The sequence below is a fragment of the Microcoleus sp. T3_B1 genome, from assembly GCF_036700445.1.
In the GTDB taxonomy this organism is placed as follows: domain Bacteria; phylum Cyanobacteriota; class Cyanobacteriia; order Cyanobacteriales; family Microcoleaceae; genus Microcoleus.
On the sequence record NZ_JAUBOX010000073.1, the window covers coordinates 25,600 to 41,357 of the forward strand.

Below are 15,758 nucleotides of genomic sequence, written 5' to 3' on the forward strand. Positions count from 1 at the left end.
TGCTTCGAGCGTCGCAGCTCTCTACTATCCCAATTCGGGAAAACTTTCCCAGTGTAAATGGAATGATTTCTGGTAGAGGTCATTGATTTACAGCATATTCCATTTAGATGTAGATCGCGAGAAACCGGGTTTTTTGAACAGAATGAGTAAGGATGCGAGAACTGTAAAGAAACCTGGTTTCTGGGGTGTACTTCATAAACCTGGAATACGCTGTATATAAATCACACTTCACAGGGGAGCATCTCAATGAAAGCAGCCAAGCTAGAAATTGGAGTTTTGAGGAAAGAGGCAGAAGGAAGGAGCCAGAAGAAGTGTTTTTACAAATATGAGATGCTCCATCACAGTTAATGATTTTGTATCATAGTCCGCTTGCAGAAACAAGATGGCTAAAAAGTCAGCCATCGCTACAAAAAGCAGTTAAAAATGCTTAAAAATCTCCATGCAGCTAACAACTAGCGATTAGGAACTAACAACATAAGCTTTTTTATATTGACCACGAATTTCAAAGGTGGTACCCGCCACGTGATTTATCCGTGCAATCAATCCAAAATCGAAAATCGAAAATCCTCAAGCCCCCGCATTTATCCGTGGGGTCGCCTCGAAAATCTCAAATCGAAAATCGAAAATCGATTGACGGCGCACAATTTATTAACTATAATTACCAGGCCAAAACTAACAAAAATCTTACGCCTAACAGTTTTTCTCAAATAACCGTTAAACTATTCTAACGTTTGCGCGTACCCAACCTCGCAGGCACAACCTATATCTGTTAAGGATTCGTCCTGATTCACAGGAGCAAGATTTTAAAATATGCATCTCAGCGAACTGACTCACCCAAACCAATTACACGGCCTCTCGATTCATCAACTCGAACAAATTGCCCGACAAATTCGAGAAAAGCATTTAGAAACTGTAGCCGCTAGCGGCGGCCACCTCGGCCCAGGATTGGGTGTAGTCGAACTGACCTTAGCACTCTACCAAACACTCGACCTCGATCGCGACAAAGTTACCTGGGATGTCGGCCACCAAGCTTATCCTCACAAATTAATCACCGGCCGCTACAACCAATTCCACACCCTACGCCAAAAAGACGGCGTTGCAGGCTATCTCAAGCGCTGCGAGAGCAAATTTGACCACTTCGGCGCAGGCCACGCTTCCACAAGCATTTCCGCAGCGTTAGGAATGGCGATGGCGCGCGACCTCAAAGGGGAAAACTTTAAAACTGTAGCAGTCATCGGCGACGGCGCATTGACGGGCGGCATGGCACTCGAAGCCATCAACCACGCGGGCCATATGCCGAAAACCAATTTGTTAGTTGTGCTCAACGACAACGAGATGTCAATCTCGCCCAACGTCGGCGCAATTACCCGCTATTTGAACAAGATGCGATTGTCGGCACCGGTGCAGTTTCTCAAAGATAACTTAGAGGAACAATTCAAACACATTCCCTTTGTGGGCGAAACTTTTACTCCAGAAATGGAACGCCTCAAGGAAGGGATGAAACGCTTGGCCGTCTCGAAAGTTGGAGCCGTAATTGAAGAATTAGGCTTTACTTACATGGGCCCGGTAGACGGACACAATTTGGAAGAGTTAATTGCCACTTTCAAACAAGCTCATACTATCCAAGGGCCGGTGTTGGTTCATGTGGTGACGGTGAAAGGCAAAGGATATGCGATCGCCGAAAAAGACCAAGTAGGATATCACGCCCAAAATCCCTTTAACTTAGCCACGGGCAAAGGCATTCCCTCCACTAAACCAAAGCCTCCAGCTTACTCGAAAGTCTTTGCCCACGCCCTCGTCAAGCTAGCAGAAGATAATCCAAAAATTGTCGGCATTACCGCTGCTATGGCAACCGGAACAGGCCTGGATAAACTTCATGAAAAACTGCCTAAACAGTACATTGATGTCGGGATTGCCGAACAGCACGCCGTGACTTTATCCGCTGGTTTAGCCTGCGAAGGAATGCGCCCGGTTGTGGCAATTTACTCGACATTTGTGCAGCGAGGCTATGACCAAATAATTCACGATGTTTGCATCCAAAATTTGCCAGTTTTCTTCTGTTTGGATCGCGCAGGCATTGTCGGTGCTGACGGCCCCACTCACCAAGGGATGTACGACATTGCCTTCTTGCGGTGCCTGCCAAATATGGTAGTTATGGCACCAAAAGATGAGGCAGAATTGCAGCGGATGGTAGTCACGGGAATCAACCACACAAGCGGCCCGATCACCATGCGTTACCCGCGCGGCAATGGTTACGGTGTGCCTTTGATGGAGGAAGGTTGGGAAGAATTGCCGATCGGCAAAGCCGAAATTCTCCGCAACGGCGACGATTTGCTGATCTTGGGTTACGGTTCAATGGTTTATCCGGCAATGCAAACCGCCGAGATTCTGAGCGAACACGGCATTGAAGCAACCGTCATCAATGCGCGTTTTGTCAAGCCTTTGGACACAGAATTAATCTTGCCTTTAGCACAGCGAATCGGCAAAGTTGTCACAATGGAAGAAGGCTGTTTGATGGGCGGATTCGGTTCAGCAGTAGCCGAATCTTTGCTCGACAATAATGTCCTCGTGCCACTGATGCGGTTGGGTGTAACCGATACATTAGTAGATCATGCAACGCCTGAACAATCATTTGCCAGTTTGGGATTAACTCCGTCGCAAATGTGCGATCGCATCTTAGCAACATTCAGCCGCAAACAGTCTCCTGTTAGCGTGTAAATAGCTAGAATCGTAGGGTGGGTACTGCCCCACCACGGGTGTCAACAAACACCCTATTTCCCTCAGTACGGCAGGGGTTTAAACCCCTGCCTCAAAGCTAAAGTCTTCTTGGATAGGACTGAAGAACTCATTAGTCCTACTATATAGTTAAGGTCATTAGTTGATAGCCATAGAGCGAATAGGAGGATTTTGTGGGAGAAGCTAACCGCCGAAAAAGATTCGATTCAAATTACGGTAACAGCCTTAATATTGGATGTTTTATCGCTGCTTCTACTTCCAGCGATGCTCATGCTGTCTACCTTGGATTTGGACGCAAAAGAAGCGTAGAACGCAGACTTATATCAGCTCACGCAAGCATCATTGACGCCTGGAAAATCTTTGTTTATTGCCAAGATATTTTATCTAAGCTTAAATATTTTCATCTGCAAAGCAACGATCAAATTACTAGCAATTTCATTAGCAGTTTGATTGGGACTTACGGTGATTATTCTGATGACGATGCTGTTTATGAAGTGTCGGGCGATAAAAAAGCGCTTATGGATTGGCTGTCGCAAGGCAAAACGATCTTGGATGATGATTTGCCTTCCAATATTAACGTTTTGGTTGTAAAGCCCCCTGTTTCCAAAAAGTACAAAGTTTTTTGGTACGAATCACAAGAAGCTCCCAAAAATACTTACGGTAATCCCGAAGAAAATTGTGTTTTTACAGTCGGTAAAAATTCTGATGAACCCATTTCGGGGGGTGCTCACAAGAAAGTAATTTTATTCAGCAGTTATGTAACCGCTGCCTATGTAGCTGACTATGTGAATCGGTTGAACAGAGATAGTTTAACTGAGGAAGAAGTCAAGCGACTGTTGTTTGAAGCCAATCGGCTTCAAGGAAAAATTTAGCCAACTATGAATCAATGCTTTCAGTCATTTCTTATAGTTTTTGACGATCGACAACATAGTATCATCTCACACAAAGGAAAACCAACAATGAAATAGAAGTTTATGGTACAATCAGATTGCAGAAATATGGGAATATAAGGGAGAAAAAACAATGACTAACGTGAAACCAAATCGTACCGTGCGGCGGGGAAGACTGTTCCCAGAAATTCAGTGGTCAGAAGAAAAAAAAGCCCAGTGGCGAGCTGAAAGATCGGCATTTCGCAAGCGTTGCAAAGTAATTTTCGATCGCCTTAAACCAGAATTAATTGACAGTCACTACAACTGGTACATGGCGGTTGAACCTGATAGCGGGGAATATTTTATCGACAAGGATGATATGGCGGCTACCAAAATGTGCCGCCAGAAACACCCAAATGCTATCCCCTACCTTTTCCGCATCAACAATACAGGGGCGTGCGGCTCAATATGATTGAAGGAAGATTTGGTGATGAGGGCGAGCTATTTTTTGAAGTTGAATTGATTGCTAATAACGGCTTAGAATTACCTGTTGATGCTCTGCTAGATACAGGTTTTTCGGGCTGGTTAGCAATGGACGAACAAGATTTCGAGGGACTTGATTGGATTTATATTAGGCGACAAGAAATGCGGACAGCAAAGGGAGAATTTGATTTCGATCTTTATGCAGGAAAAGTACGCATAGATGAGCAAGAGTTTGACATTCCCGTTCATGTGGGTGACGGAGTACCTGAAATTTTAATCGGCCGCCAGTGGCTGAAAACTCGGCGGTTAGTAGTTGATATGTCTGCGGGTGTTTTGACATTGGAAGCGAGTTAAAAGCAAAATGAATTTAAAAACTTTTGACATAGTAATAGTAGGAGCAGGCCCAGCAGGCGGTCACTGCGCGAGAATCCTAGCCCAATCCGGCCACAAAGTCTTGCTGGCAGAGCAAAACGACAATTTTAATAAAAATGACTTCTCTAGCGCCGCCACGCCTCTAGAAACCCTCTCTAAATTCGATTTACCAGAGTCCGTTATCGGCAGTTTTTGGCATAAACTTACTATTGAAACTAGCAAAGTCAGTCAAACTTGGGAGTCTCCCGAAAGCTTGGGAGTTGTTCTCAACTTTGCTAAATTTAGAGCATTTTTGGCCAGCGAAGTTGAGCGATTTGGTGGTGAAGTTTGGCTTGGTTATCGCTACACCGGACATTCACAAAGTAGGGGCGAAACCACAGTCGAATTTAAACAGTTATCCGACGGTAAAATTATCAACGTTAGCACTAAAGTATTGGTTGATGCTACTGGCTTTGCTAGGGCGATTATGTACGAAAAAGAGAATGATAAGCCAGATTTTTTGTCGGGAACCGGAATTGAATATTTAATTGAAGTAGAGCCAGAAGTTTATAATAAATACAGCGGTGATTTAATCTTCTTTTTGGGCAAAAAATGGATGCCCGATGGTTATTCCTGGATATTCCCGATGGAACCAAACAGGCTGAAAGTTGGTGCGGGTCGCATTTTTTTAGATCCCAAAACGGTGAGGCATTTGTCACCGCTGAAAAAATATATTGATTTACTGATTGATGAATATCTGAAGTCAAAAAATTATAAAATTATTGACAAACACGGTTCGACGCTGAAGTACAATCCTGGTTTGAAGGATATTTATTGCAAGGATAATATAATTGCGATCGGTGATACTGTCTCGACAATAAATTTGTTGGGCGGCGAAGGGATTAGACACGGGATGGATGGTGCCCAAATCGCGGGGAAATATATTCAAAGGTATTTGGATGGGAAAATATCAGATTTTCGGGATTATGAGACGGAAATGCACCGCAAGTTTGATCGGAAATGGAATATTTCGGAAAGGTTGGCGGTGAGAAAGTATATCGATGATGTTAATGATGAACTAACCGATAAAATGATTTCTTATTTAAAGTATATGAAAACAGAAGAGGTGATGGAGATTTTATTTTATTATAAATTTGAGAAAATTTCCCGAGGATTAGGCGGTTATTTGCAGAGAAAAATCAAGGAATTGATTAAGAAATTTCACTTGTAATGTGCCTCCGTTGAGAGATTGTTAGTTGAGGGAAAAATCTCGCTGGCTGACGCACCCTACAAACCTAATTGCCATAAAAAATTTTCTCCTGTAACTTTAATGCGGGGCAGCGACAATAAAGAATCGTCAAAACTGCTAAAATTTAATTTATATGATACACCAAAAGTATATCCACTCGCTCCAATTAAATGCGCTACAATTGGATCGACATCCCCGTAAGGATAGGCAAAACATTTAACAGATTTCTCTAATCCCCGTTCCAAGATAGCACGGGATTTGGCTGCCTCCCGCACAATTTCTGTCGGCGACAATGCAGTCAAAGGTGGATGAGTAGCAGACATAGAACCGAATTCAATTCCGGCATCCCGCAGTTGCAAAATTTCCGGCCATCCCATTAACTGCACTTCTTCAAATTCGGCTTTTTCCCAACTATTTGTCTTTCCTATTGACTCCGCTACGAGAAAAACAGTTGCTGTAAAATCGAAGCGTTTTAGCAGAGGCCAAGCATATTGGAAAAAGTCGAGATAGCCGCCGTCAAAAGTCATCAATATAGCTTTACCGGGTAAAGGAGTTTTAGCCAGTTTCGCGCTTCGCCAATTTTCCCAACTCGCACTGTAATAACCCAGATTTTTGAGATTGTGTAACTGTTGTTCAAAAATCTGGGGAGTAACTGCGTCTAAACCGTCAGGAGAAATGCGGCGGTAGGAGAGAATCGGGAGTTTTTTTGTAACGCTATGATTGTCCAAAACTTGAGATTTCACTGAGTGAGAAACTTCCCGATAAGAAGATTTTGAACCCATGATTTCCGGTGCGTAAAATACTTGCTTTGGAAACTCGTTTTCTTGGGGAATGTGCATTGTCGGTTCCCCAGCGATTGCCGCCGCTGACTCGATTTCCGGCAGCGCCGCCGCCGGGAGTGAGGCGCGACGGCTGACACTCGTCCCGATCGCACCCGATCGCCTGCCGAAGATCACCGCATTTTGGGGGTAAATGCCCCCAGCACCCGCTGCATTCAAACTGTCGGGCAAATTAGACCTTTGTTGAGCACAAGAGGCTAAGCGCGATCGTAGCCATTGCTTGCCGTTGAGTGGTTTTCCCAGCAAAGCTTCTCGCACGGCGGCGACGCCCAACTCAAAACCAATATTTCGATTAATTGTCGATCGCAATTTTTGAGCCGAAACAAAATTATTTTCCACCGCAACAGTGACAATACCGACAGCAACGCCGCCTACTTTCACCAGCACGTCAATTTCCGAAAGCTCAACTTTTATATTAGCAAAATCATCGCTAATTTCTACAGCAATCAAATCTTTTTCGAGCGTAATTGTTGGGACTTCCTCTGCAATTTCTGCCTTGTAGAAATCCTCCAAATTCCAATTCGGACGCCCCCATAATTCTTGCAAAAATAGCGTCCAGTCATGTTTGGGGTGCAATGGTTTCAGCACAGTTTCCCACAATTTATTGCCTTTTTCACAGCGATTGCGTTGAAAGAAGCGATCGAGAATTTGCCAAGCAAACTGGGCTGCAACCGCATCCGCCAACACCGAAGCCGCAACCATGCCATCGCAAATCGGCAATTCAATAATACCGAGTTTAATTCCTTCTAGTTTGATCGTACAGCACAGGCGATCGTATATTTGCGGAAGATCGCAAATATCGGAAATTGGTTCGCTCACTTCCACCGTCAACTTCCAGGCAATTTCACCCTTGACTCGCTTAATCTTATCTAAAATATATCTGATTTCATTGCTTTTAAAAATTTTATGATATTTGTGAACTTTATTACTTTTAACCTCTCTCTCGATCCCTTGGTGCCAAGGTAGATTTAAACTGAGATGAGCAGCTTTTTCTTGATAAAATTTTAGCATTCTATCATCATATTCAATTTCCATAAAATCACAAATTTCTTCTAAATTTTTGACTTTATTCTCTAGAATTTCCTCATACTTGACTAATATATGATTAGAATTTTTAGCATATTTGTGACTAATTAACATCGCCTCCTTCCAGCGATGGATACAGTGGTTTAAATCCCAACCAGGCCCCCACAAATCATGAGAATTCCTAGTAGCCTCATGCAGAGAAGCTATTGTATTTATACTGTTTCGCAAAATATGTATAAATTTAGCATCCGGCAAAAAGCGCTGTATATCCTCAATAAAATATATGTGTTCCGGCGTTTTTTCCAACCAAATACTTTTGTTTTGTTCCGCCGCCAAACCATCCAAAACTCCGACAAACCAACTAACTTTAGTTGCCACAGTTTGACTATCATCAAAATCTTGCAAAAGTTCAGGCCGATTAATCTCATCCTTAAAAAAAGCTTCCATCCTACCTGGCAACTTTCGCGCAAACTTCTTGTACAGTAAATAGTGAAAAAACTTAGATTCAGGAAAAGAAATAACTTCAGGGTGAGCAGCTAATAAACTTTGAAGCATGGTTGTGCCGCTTCTCGGAGAGCCTACTAAAAATATCCGTTTCATTTTTATAGCTGATAAATGGTTTGTGAATTAGATTTTTTTTTACGAACCGCAGAGAGCGCAGAGGGCACAGAGGAAGAGAAGAAAGAGGTATGATTCATGTTCCTATCGGGGAACTCTGCAGTTAAAAACTTTTTTCCTAACTCCAACTAAAATCCTCATGCAACAAATCCGAAAGTTCCTGATTGTAAGGTTTGAAATAATTAGTCAATTGTTGTGCGATTTCCGGGGGCATTGGGCTGTATTCATCGACATGATTAATTTCATATTCTTTACTTGGAGTCTCACTAATATCCAGAAATTTCAATACTTCCGAAAAGACTTTGCCTGTATCTGCGTAAAAATCTTCGCTCTTGATAATTAGCAACTGTTCTCTCGGAAAATAGTCGAGCCAATTTTTGATTTGTTCTACATAAATTCCCCGCGACAAATAAGAATAATGCTGGTGATTAAAACTGTAATATTTTTCATCAGCTTGGATTCTTTCAATTTCACCTTTGAGTCTATCAGGTTCTGAAGCGATCGCCTTTTCAAAATCCAACTTTTCGCAGCCACTCGCCACTTCCAAATGATAGTGCATCCACGCTCGTTTTACCGGATTTCGCAGCATCACAATCAGCTTAACCTCCGGGAAACACTTGTAAACTCGCTCCGCCACCAAAGGATGATAAATATAGTAAGAAGTCATCTCCCACAGCAGCACCTTGTCACCCGCTACACTGCGAGTCAACTGCTTGCTGTACCACTCAACACCACGCTCAAAATTTAATTCAAAAAAGTGAATATCCCGGGAACCTTCTTTGATAATTTGCAAGTGATTTGCGAGATATCCGTATAGAGATTCCGTGCCGCAGTTTTGAGCACCAATCATTAAAAAGTCAGGTTTTTGCTTGTTTTCCAACTGAGTCAAAATCTTGGCGTAGGCGGGATTATTCTTATCCAAATCGTAAGTTGCAGTGGCTGGTTCGGCCACATCCATAAGCGGCATTTTGCCCTCAAATTCCCAGCGGTACGGCGGACAAAGTATCGTTTTTTGGTTTACAGTCGATCGCACGTACAGCGGATAAACCTGCCACTGATAATCGTAGGCGTAAGCCAAAGTTTCCTCGTAAACCCCAGCATTCACGTAATACTGACCGTTTCCTAAATCCAGCCTATCTATTTGCAGCCGGATTTTGCCTTTCCCTTTCACCAGCGGCAGCAGTCTGCCCATTTGATTAGTATTAGTCTCAAAACAACTTTGACCATCATCCCTGCTGATTGTCACGGCAAAAATAGCAGCAGAAATTTCCTGAGACACCGAATAATGAATTTCAATGCTAATAGCATCACCGCTATCTATTTCCGTATTTGGCGACACTTTGACATCGGTAATTTCTACTTCCATAGTACCGAAGCGATTCTGATTACCTCGCAGTGGCGAACCGCTACTTGTAGCTTCAGCAGCACGCAGGGGAGTGCTATTTTCTGTGGACGATCGCATTTCTGACAAATACTGCCCGACTACCACTTCCGGTTCCCCGTAAGCGACGATTTCACCGGATTTCAGCCACAAAGCCCGATCGCACATTTTCTGAATTTGCGACGCAGTGTGAGAAATCAAAACAATCGCACATCCTTGATTCTTAAACTCAGTTATCTTATTCAAACATTTAGTTTGAAAAGCCACATCACCAACCGACAAATGTTCATCAACTAACAGCACTTCGGGATCGGTATGCACCGCCACCGAAAAAGCCAGCCGCATTTTCATCCCCGTACTGTAAGTCCGCGTCGGGCTGTCAATAAACTGTTTTAACTCTGCAAATTCCACAATATCGTCAAACCTGCGCGCCACTTCCCGGCGAGTCAAACCGGCCACCACCGCACCCACAAACACGTTTTCTCTGCCCGTTAGATCCGAGTGAAAACTCGCACCCAAATCCAACAAGCCGCCAATTCTGCCGTTAACTTTAATAGATCCTTCCTCAGCCCTGCAAATACCGCCGATAAGTTGCAGCAGCGTTGATTTTCCCGCGCCATTCTTGCCAAGAATTCCCAGCATTTCGCCAGGAGAAACAGTAAAATTTATATTCCGCAGCGCCCAAAAACTCGCCTCCGGCTTCAGCTTCCACCAACCGGACAAAGCGGCTTCCATAATCGTATGAGGTTTCGCGGTAGAGTAGCGGTTAAAACGCTTCCCCAAACCTTTGACAATAATTGCTTCACGCATTTACACTTCCTCCACAAAATGAGCGCTTTGCCGTCTAAAAATTCCCAGTCCGATGGGTAAAAGAGCCGCCACAGCCAAGCTCAAAATTAACAGAGCAGACCAATCCGGCTGCATACCTTTAAGAAGTATGGCGCGGTAAGCTTCAATCAGGGGCACCATTGGATTTAAGTAATAAAAAATCTTAAATTTTTCGGGGACGCTGCTGATGTCGTAGAAAATCGGAGTCAGGTAAAACAGCATCTGCAAAACTACTCCCAAAGTGTGCTGAGTGTCGCGGAAAGTGACATTCAAAGCGGCAAGGGGATAAGCAAAACTAACTGTCAGGAAAAACTGAATAATCATCAGCAGCGGCAACAACAAGAGCACTGCATTCAGAGGAGCGCCATCAATTGCCAGAAAGATAAGTAACACCGGCAATGCTAAGAAAAAGTGAATGAGCCCCGTCGTCGTCGTGACTACCGGCAAAATTGCCGACGGGAAATTTGGCTGCCTGATTAGTGGCTTATGATTGGTAATTAATGCCGTTGATTTAAATAATACCGTTTGAGACCAATTCCAGATTAACAAGCCGCTAAAAGCAAAGGAAGAAAATTTGGGAATATTAAGGGGTACGACAGAGCGAAACAAAAAGGAAAATACAGCCAACTGTAACAGCGGACTGATTAAAGTCCAAGCAATCCCCAAGGTCGATCGCTTGTAAAGTAATTTCATCTCGCGATCGACCAACACCCGCAGCAAATCGAACCACTGAGCCATTTTGCGCCCATCGAGGAGCGTTCCAGCATTTCTCACCGCACACCTCCGGCAGCTACCAGCGGTTCAACCCCAAAAAGAGCAGCCAAACGCTGGGCTTGCAAGTACCCTTCCCGGTAAGCAAAAGGACTTTGCAGAGAGCCCAGCAAGTCTCTCACAACGTCAAAATTGCCCACAGCCTGGAAAACTTGGCGGCCCAAAGCCAGATTCCCAATGCGAACTCCTTTGTATTTTTCTAGTTTCCAAACCGGATTAATCTGTTCGGTCAACTCAATTTTTATCACTTTTATTGCCATAAGTTGCTCCTCAAAATAGTGCAGCGGGAACTAGAGAGAAAACTTCTGAGTTTTGAGTTGGGAGTTTTGAGTTGCAATTTCCCAATTTTCTAATTTTCCAACTTTTGAGGTTGGAGTTTGGAGTTTAAAGTCCCCGACATATTTATTAATTGCTAATTCGTAATTTTTCAAAGCAACTAAAGGCTGTTCTTCCATCGTTTCACCAGTGCGGGGCATACTGTTAACCGCGATCGCCCCAGCCAGGGGTTCGGCAAAGTCAAGCGCCAGAATCGATCGTAAGTGAGCGCCCCGCAGCGGTTCCGCACCCGCTTGCGGAACAATGTGACCGACTGTCAGTTGACCGTAATACAGGTAAACCCCAGTCGGTCGTTCCGCGTCGAGCAGGCTTTCAGCAGCTTCCCAACCTTGCTGCAAATCGATGTTAATTTCATGTCCGCCCAAATCGCCGCTGGCCGGGCCTCCTTGGATAAAACTAGAAATTGCCGATCGACTTTTCAACTCATCGATGACACCCCTCAAATACCAATAACCGCGCAATTTTTTCCACAACCACCGCCAAGTTCCCCGCATCCCCAAGCTTTCGAGTAAATCAAGAGATTTCCTCAGTCCCAGGGCCAGGCAATCCACAGCAGCCGGCCAGAAAAACGTGATCGCCACCAGAATTTTATCTACCACCGAGTAAGCACTTTCGTAGCCTGCTACCTGCAGTGTCCGTCTAAGTTCCGGGTGTCGGTGGCCGATCAAAACATCAGATCGCCCTTCCTGACGGGATCGGCGAAAATAGCGATCGAGATTGTTAGTTTCGTGTTCGTAATGATAGCCCACTGCGCCCGCAGCCACAACAAAAGGTACATCAGCTTTCAGCAAACGCACCCCAAACTCGTAATCTTCCCCGCCGCAGTTCCCGAAAGCCGAATCAAAGCCATCGAGACGAGCAAACAGTTCTGCATCCAGAGAAAGGTTGCCACTGAGCAAATCTTTATAAATAAATCGGTGAGCCGGCTGGCTCATCTGATAAAACTTGTCTGCCCACCACGATCGCACTTGCACATGAAACAACGTAGTCGCTCCCTGCAACTTAGGCGGATAGGGCCCCATGACAGCCGAGCCCGGACGCAAAGAGTGAACCCGCGCGTGGCTTTCCACCAAAGGCGGCAGCGCTTCGATATCGTCGTCGAGAAACAGCAGCAATTTCCCGGTAGCCGAAGCCGATCCCGTATTGCGGGCGATGGCAGCACTCCGGCAATTTACCTCGATCGCCTGCACTTTAAACGGAGCTTTGTAGTCTTGTAGCATTGTTAAAGTATCGTCAATGCAGCTATCTGCGACTACAATAACTTCCATTAGGTCGATCGGATAAGTCTGCAAGTGCAAAGCATCCAAAGCCCGTCGCAGCGAAGAACTTCGGTTGTGGCTAGGAATAATTATGCTAACTGTTAGATTTTCCATATTTACATGACAACAATTAACTTCATCTGCATTTCATCTGCATTTCATCTGCGGTTAAAAATAATCTAAAAATCCCTATTCATCAAAATTCCTCGGGTCTGAAACCCCGTCCTTACAGGACGGCTTTACATTTAATTTGAATTCCCTTGCGGGGTAGGGGGGTATGGTTGCCCCCCCGTGAGGATATGGGGGTCCTCAATCTCCCATTTCTGGGGTAAAGTTAGCTTTGCCAATGTTTAGTGAGCTTGCGCGGGCTAGCAGCACTGTAAAGCGTGACCTTAGAACTGTTTAACCACTAGCGACAGAGCAGGGAACTAGCTTCGCATTCTCCCGGTGTCGTGACTCAAAAAACGTAGTCAGTTAAGACTTAGGCTGGTCAAGATGGCTTGTTAGATTTCTCTTTCAAGCCTCATGCCTTTAGGCTGAGGTTCTTGACTGCTCCCCTTAATTTCTTGCAACCACTTGCGAGACACAAAATAAGCCCCCGGGCCGCTGACACAGCCCCGCAGTTGAGCCAAAAGCAAATCACTAGGGATAGAATCCGCTTGCTTTCGCAAAGAAGCAATTAGTTCAGGAATTTGTTTGTACAACAGCCATGACAAGGCTAACACAGGCACACTGAATTCTCTGTTGATTACAAACAGCCGGGTCCAGAAAGCATAGACTGCGATGCCGTAGCCCTGGAGCGTTTTTCGCAATTCTTCCCAAGTGCGCCGATGGCGGTGCCAGCTCAATGCTCTCGGCTCGTACACAATGCAGTAGCCCGCGCGCAAAATGCGGGCAAAAAGTTCACTGTCTTCGCCACCCACCGTGGGTGTCCCCGCCCCCAAAGCTTCGTCAAACAGGCCAATGTAGTCGATCGAACTTTTCCGCAAAGCCATACTCGCCGAAACTCCCACAAGATGCACAATCAGAGGGTTGCAGTGCGCCCCATCAAAAATTCGGCGCTCAAATCCCCGCCCGTGGGGGCTGTAGCGCTCGAACCATTCTTGCGCTTCGGTTTCCAGTTCCAATGGCATCACCAGCCCCGTGACGCACATAACTCGCGGATCGCTAAAATTTCCCAAGAGCGATCGCAGCCAGTTCGGATCGGGGGCCGCATCATCATCTGTAAAGGCTACGAATTCATGTTTAGCTTCGCGTAAAGCTCTGTTACGGGCAGCGCTGGAGCCTGGTACGTCTTCGCGCACATAGCGGACTTGTGGGTAATTTTTGATTAGTTCCTTGGTAGCGTCCGTGGCGGGACAATTGTCAATTACTAAGTATTCCTGACCCTCATCTGGGAGCTGCATCAGCGCGTCCAGACAGCGCCGCAAATCTTCCGGGCGATCGCGCGTGCAAACCGCTACTGTGGCGATCGGCATTGCCTGCACAGGCCCGCGTTCGTCCCATTCTAGAGTGTCGTAGAGCCAGTTTTTCCACAAGTTGTCCCCCGCAGCATTCATCACTGTTTCCCGTAATTCGTCACCGCCAAGGCGGCCTCCGACTACGGGCAAAAGAGCTTGGCCGATCGGTTTTCCGTGCAGTCGAATTAAAACCAAGGCTTTGCTGTAACGCTCCTCAACCGTAATTTCTGGCGAGAGTTGGGAGATTTCCAGATCGAGAATAGCTGTTGCCATTTTAGCTTTTTGAATTTTTATTTTAGATTGCGAAAAAATCCTAGATTCTCCGTATATTACCGGATGTATTTTAGCAGAAATTGTTTTAGGAAATAGGAACTTCTCAATCCCCTACTTGCCGATCGCCGATTGCAAATCAAACATAAAGCCTCATTGTTTTTATTGCTTTTATTTATTTTTACTTTCAATTATACGCTGATGTCAAGTTTTTTCTCCACACAACTTTTACCACCGGCAACGCTCCCTCCTTGATGCTTGTGTCAATTGCAGGTGTTATTGGCAGCCAACCGCCACCAAGCCTCGCCATTAATACCGAATCTAAAAACCCGATTTTTTGATCAAACCGGGTTTGTGCGATCGCTCCTCATTTCAGCTTTAATTGCGATCGGATACTATTCAAGGGCAATAAGCTGCTGTGCATTTAAATTGTATATTTCGAGTCCAGATCAAAAATCGCCAAATCCTCTCCCCCGATCCCCATCGGACCTTCTCCCTCTCTAATACCATAGGCAATCTAGATGCAACACAGCTTATACCAAACAATTAAACACTCTCCAAGTTCAAACTTTCGCGGTTTAACCGCGCACGGATTAGCTGAAAAGAACTCCAAAACTCCACCCTAAATAAGGCCCAGCAATGAGAAAAAAACAGGAGATTACAGGCTGGTTGGAGACTGATCGAGCTGAGATTACTTCTGGCAAGCTAGTGGTATTTTTATAAAATGAATATCATCTATAGCAATCCTCGCATCATTTGTGAATTTCTTACTCCCTCCCCGCGGGTTCGGGGAGGGCTGGGGTGGGGTAAAAAATTTACGACTCCTGCAAGGATTGCTATATTGTCCGGGGATTGATATAGCTATGTTTGGGGTAAAACCAAAGAACGCATCGTTTTGTCCCCTAGTCAATGAGCGGAGTAAAAAAACCTATTATCGGGCAGCCAGTCGATTTTCGATTTTCGATTTACTTCACAGATGAATCTGGAGCTTGAACAAGAGTCTAAAACTTTGGGCTGCTGGCGATTACTGTCGGAAACTTGTATCCGTTTTTGGGCGGGGTCAAAAAGCCATTTAACTACCAGCCGGGAAGTCCCGGGCGTATATTTAGAGGGGATTAATCACAGCGCTGCGCGAAGTACCCCGTTGGGAATTACGCCCGCGTGATGAAAGGCTCGTCGGGTGTAGGTACCCAAAGCGACAATTCGACATTGCGAGTACCTTTAACTTTGATGTACTTCCTAGATATTAAAACAAAAGAAATGGTATATTAAGGTAGGTCGA

Annotated in this window: 11 protein-coding genes; 5 read left to right on the top strand and 6 right to left on the bottom strand. The window is 45.0% G+C overall.

Features of this window, described 5'->3' with window-relative positions:
• Positions 1 to 810: 810 nt before the first annotated feature.
• The 5 genes from dxs to QT990_RS27860 all read left to right on the top strand — a co-directional run bounded on the left by dxs (position 811) and on the right by QT990_RS27860 (position 5,670).
• Entirely contained in the window at positions 811 to 2,718 is a 1,908-nt protein-coding gene (gene dxs / locus QT990_RS27840) for a 1-deoxy-D-xylulose-5-phosphate synthase (protein WP_333144337.1), read from the top strand.
• A 191-nt stretch (positions 2,719 to 2,909) separates the two neighbouring features.
• On the top strand, positions 2,910 to 3,608 hold the full coding sequence (locus tag QT990_RS27845; RefSeq protein ID WP_333144338.1) for a hypothetical protein: 699 nt from the start codon (positions 2,910 to 2,912) through the stop codon (positions 3,606 to 3,608).
• Between the two features lie 151 nt (positions 3,609 to 3,759).
• On the top strand, positions 3,760 to 4,077 hold the full coding sequence (locus QT990_RS27850; RefSeq protein ID WP_333144339.1) for a hypothetical protein: 318 nt from the start codon (positions 3,760 to 3,762) through the stop codon (positions 4,075 to 4,077).
• Entirely contained in the window at positions 4,074 to 4,442 is a 369-nt protein-coding gene (locus tag QT990_RS27855; protein WP_333144340.1) for an aspartyl protease, read from the top strand. Before QT990_RS27850 ends, QT990_RS27855 begins: the two co-directional genes overlap by 4 nt.
• Positions 4,443 to 4,449: 7 nt before the next feature.
• The gene (locus tag QT990_RS27860; protein WP_333144341.1) at positions 4,450 to 5,670 is read left to right on the top strand and encodes an NAD(P)/FAD-dependent oxidoreductase; all 1,221 of its coding nucleotides are present in this window, start codon (positions 4,450 to 4,452) and stop codon (positions 5,668 to 5,670) included.
• 56 nt (positions 5,671 to 5,726) lie between these two features.
• Here the strand turns inward: QT990_RS27860 and QT990_RS27865 are convergent, their stop codons facing one another.
• From QT990_RS27865 to QT990_RS27890, 6 genes are all read right to left on the bottom strand, one after another.
• Positions 5,727 to 8,153: a sulfotransferase gene (locus QT990_RS27865; protein WP_333466017.1), complete on the bottom strand. Its 2,427-nt coding sequence runs from the start codon at positions 8,151 to 8,153 to the stop codon at positions 5,727 to 5,729.
• Between the two features lie 136 nt (positions 8,154 to 8,289).
• On the bottom strand, positions 8,290 to 10,362 hold the full coding sequence (locus QT990_RS27870) for an ATP-binding cassette domain-containing protein (RefSeq protein ID WP_333466018.1): 2,073 nt from the start codon (positions 10,360 to 10,362) through the stop codon (positions 8,290 to 8,292).
• A complete protein-coding gene (locus tag QT990_RS27875; RefSeq protein ID WP_333466019.1) occupies positions 10,363 to 11,118 on the bottom strand; it encodes an ABC transporter permease in 756 nt (251 codons plus the stop codon).
• Between the two features lie 32 nt (positions 11,119 to 11,150).
• Positions 11,151 to 11,411, bottom strand: coding sequence for a hypothetical protein (locus QT990_RS27880; RefSeq protein WP_333309410.1), 261 nt, complete (start codon positions 11,409 to 11,411; stop codon positions 11,151 to 11,153).
• A gap of 30 nt (positions 11,412 to 11,441) precedes the next feature.
• The gene (locus tag QT990_RS27885; RefSeq protein ID WP_333309412.1) at positions 11,442 to 12,860 is read right to left on the bottom strand and encodes a glycosyltransferase; all 1,419 of its coding nucleotides are present in this window, start codon (positions 12,858 to 12,860) and stop codon (positions 11,442 to 11,444) included.
• A 389-nt stretch (positions 12,861 to 13,249) separates the two neighbouring features.
• Entirely contained in the window at positions 13,250 to 14,479 is a 1,230-nt protein-coding gene (locus tag QT990_RS27890; protein ID WP_333466020.1) for a glycosyltransferase, read from the bottom strand.
• Between the last annotated feature and the right edge of the window lie 1,279 nt (positions 14,480 to 15,758).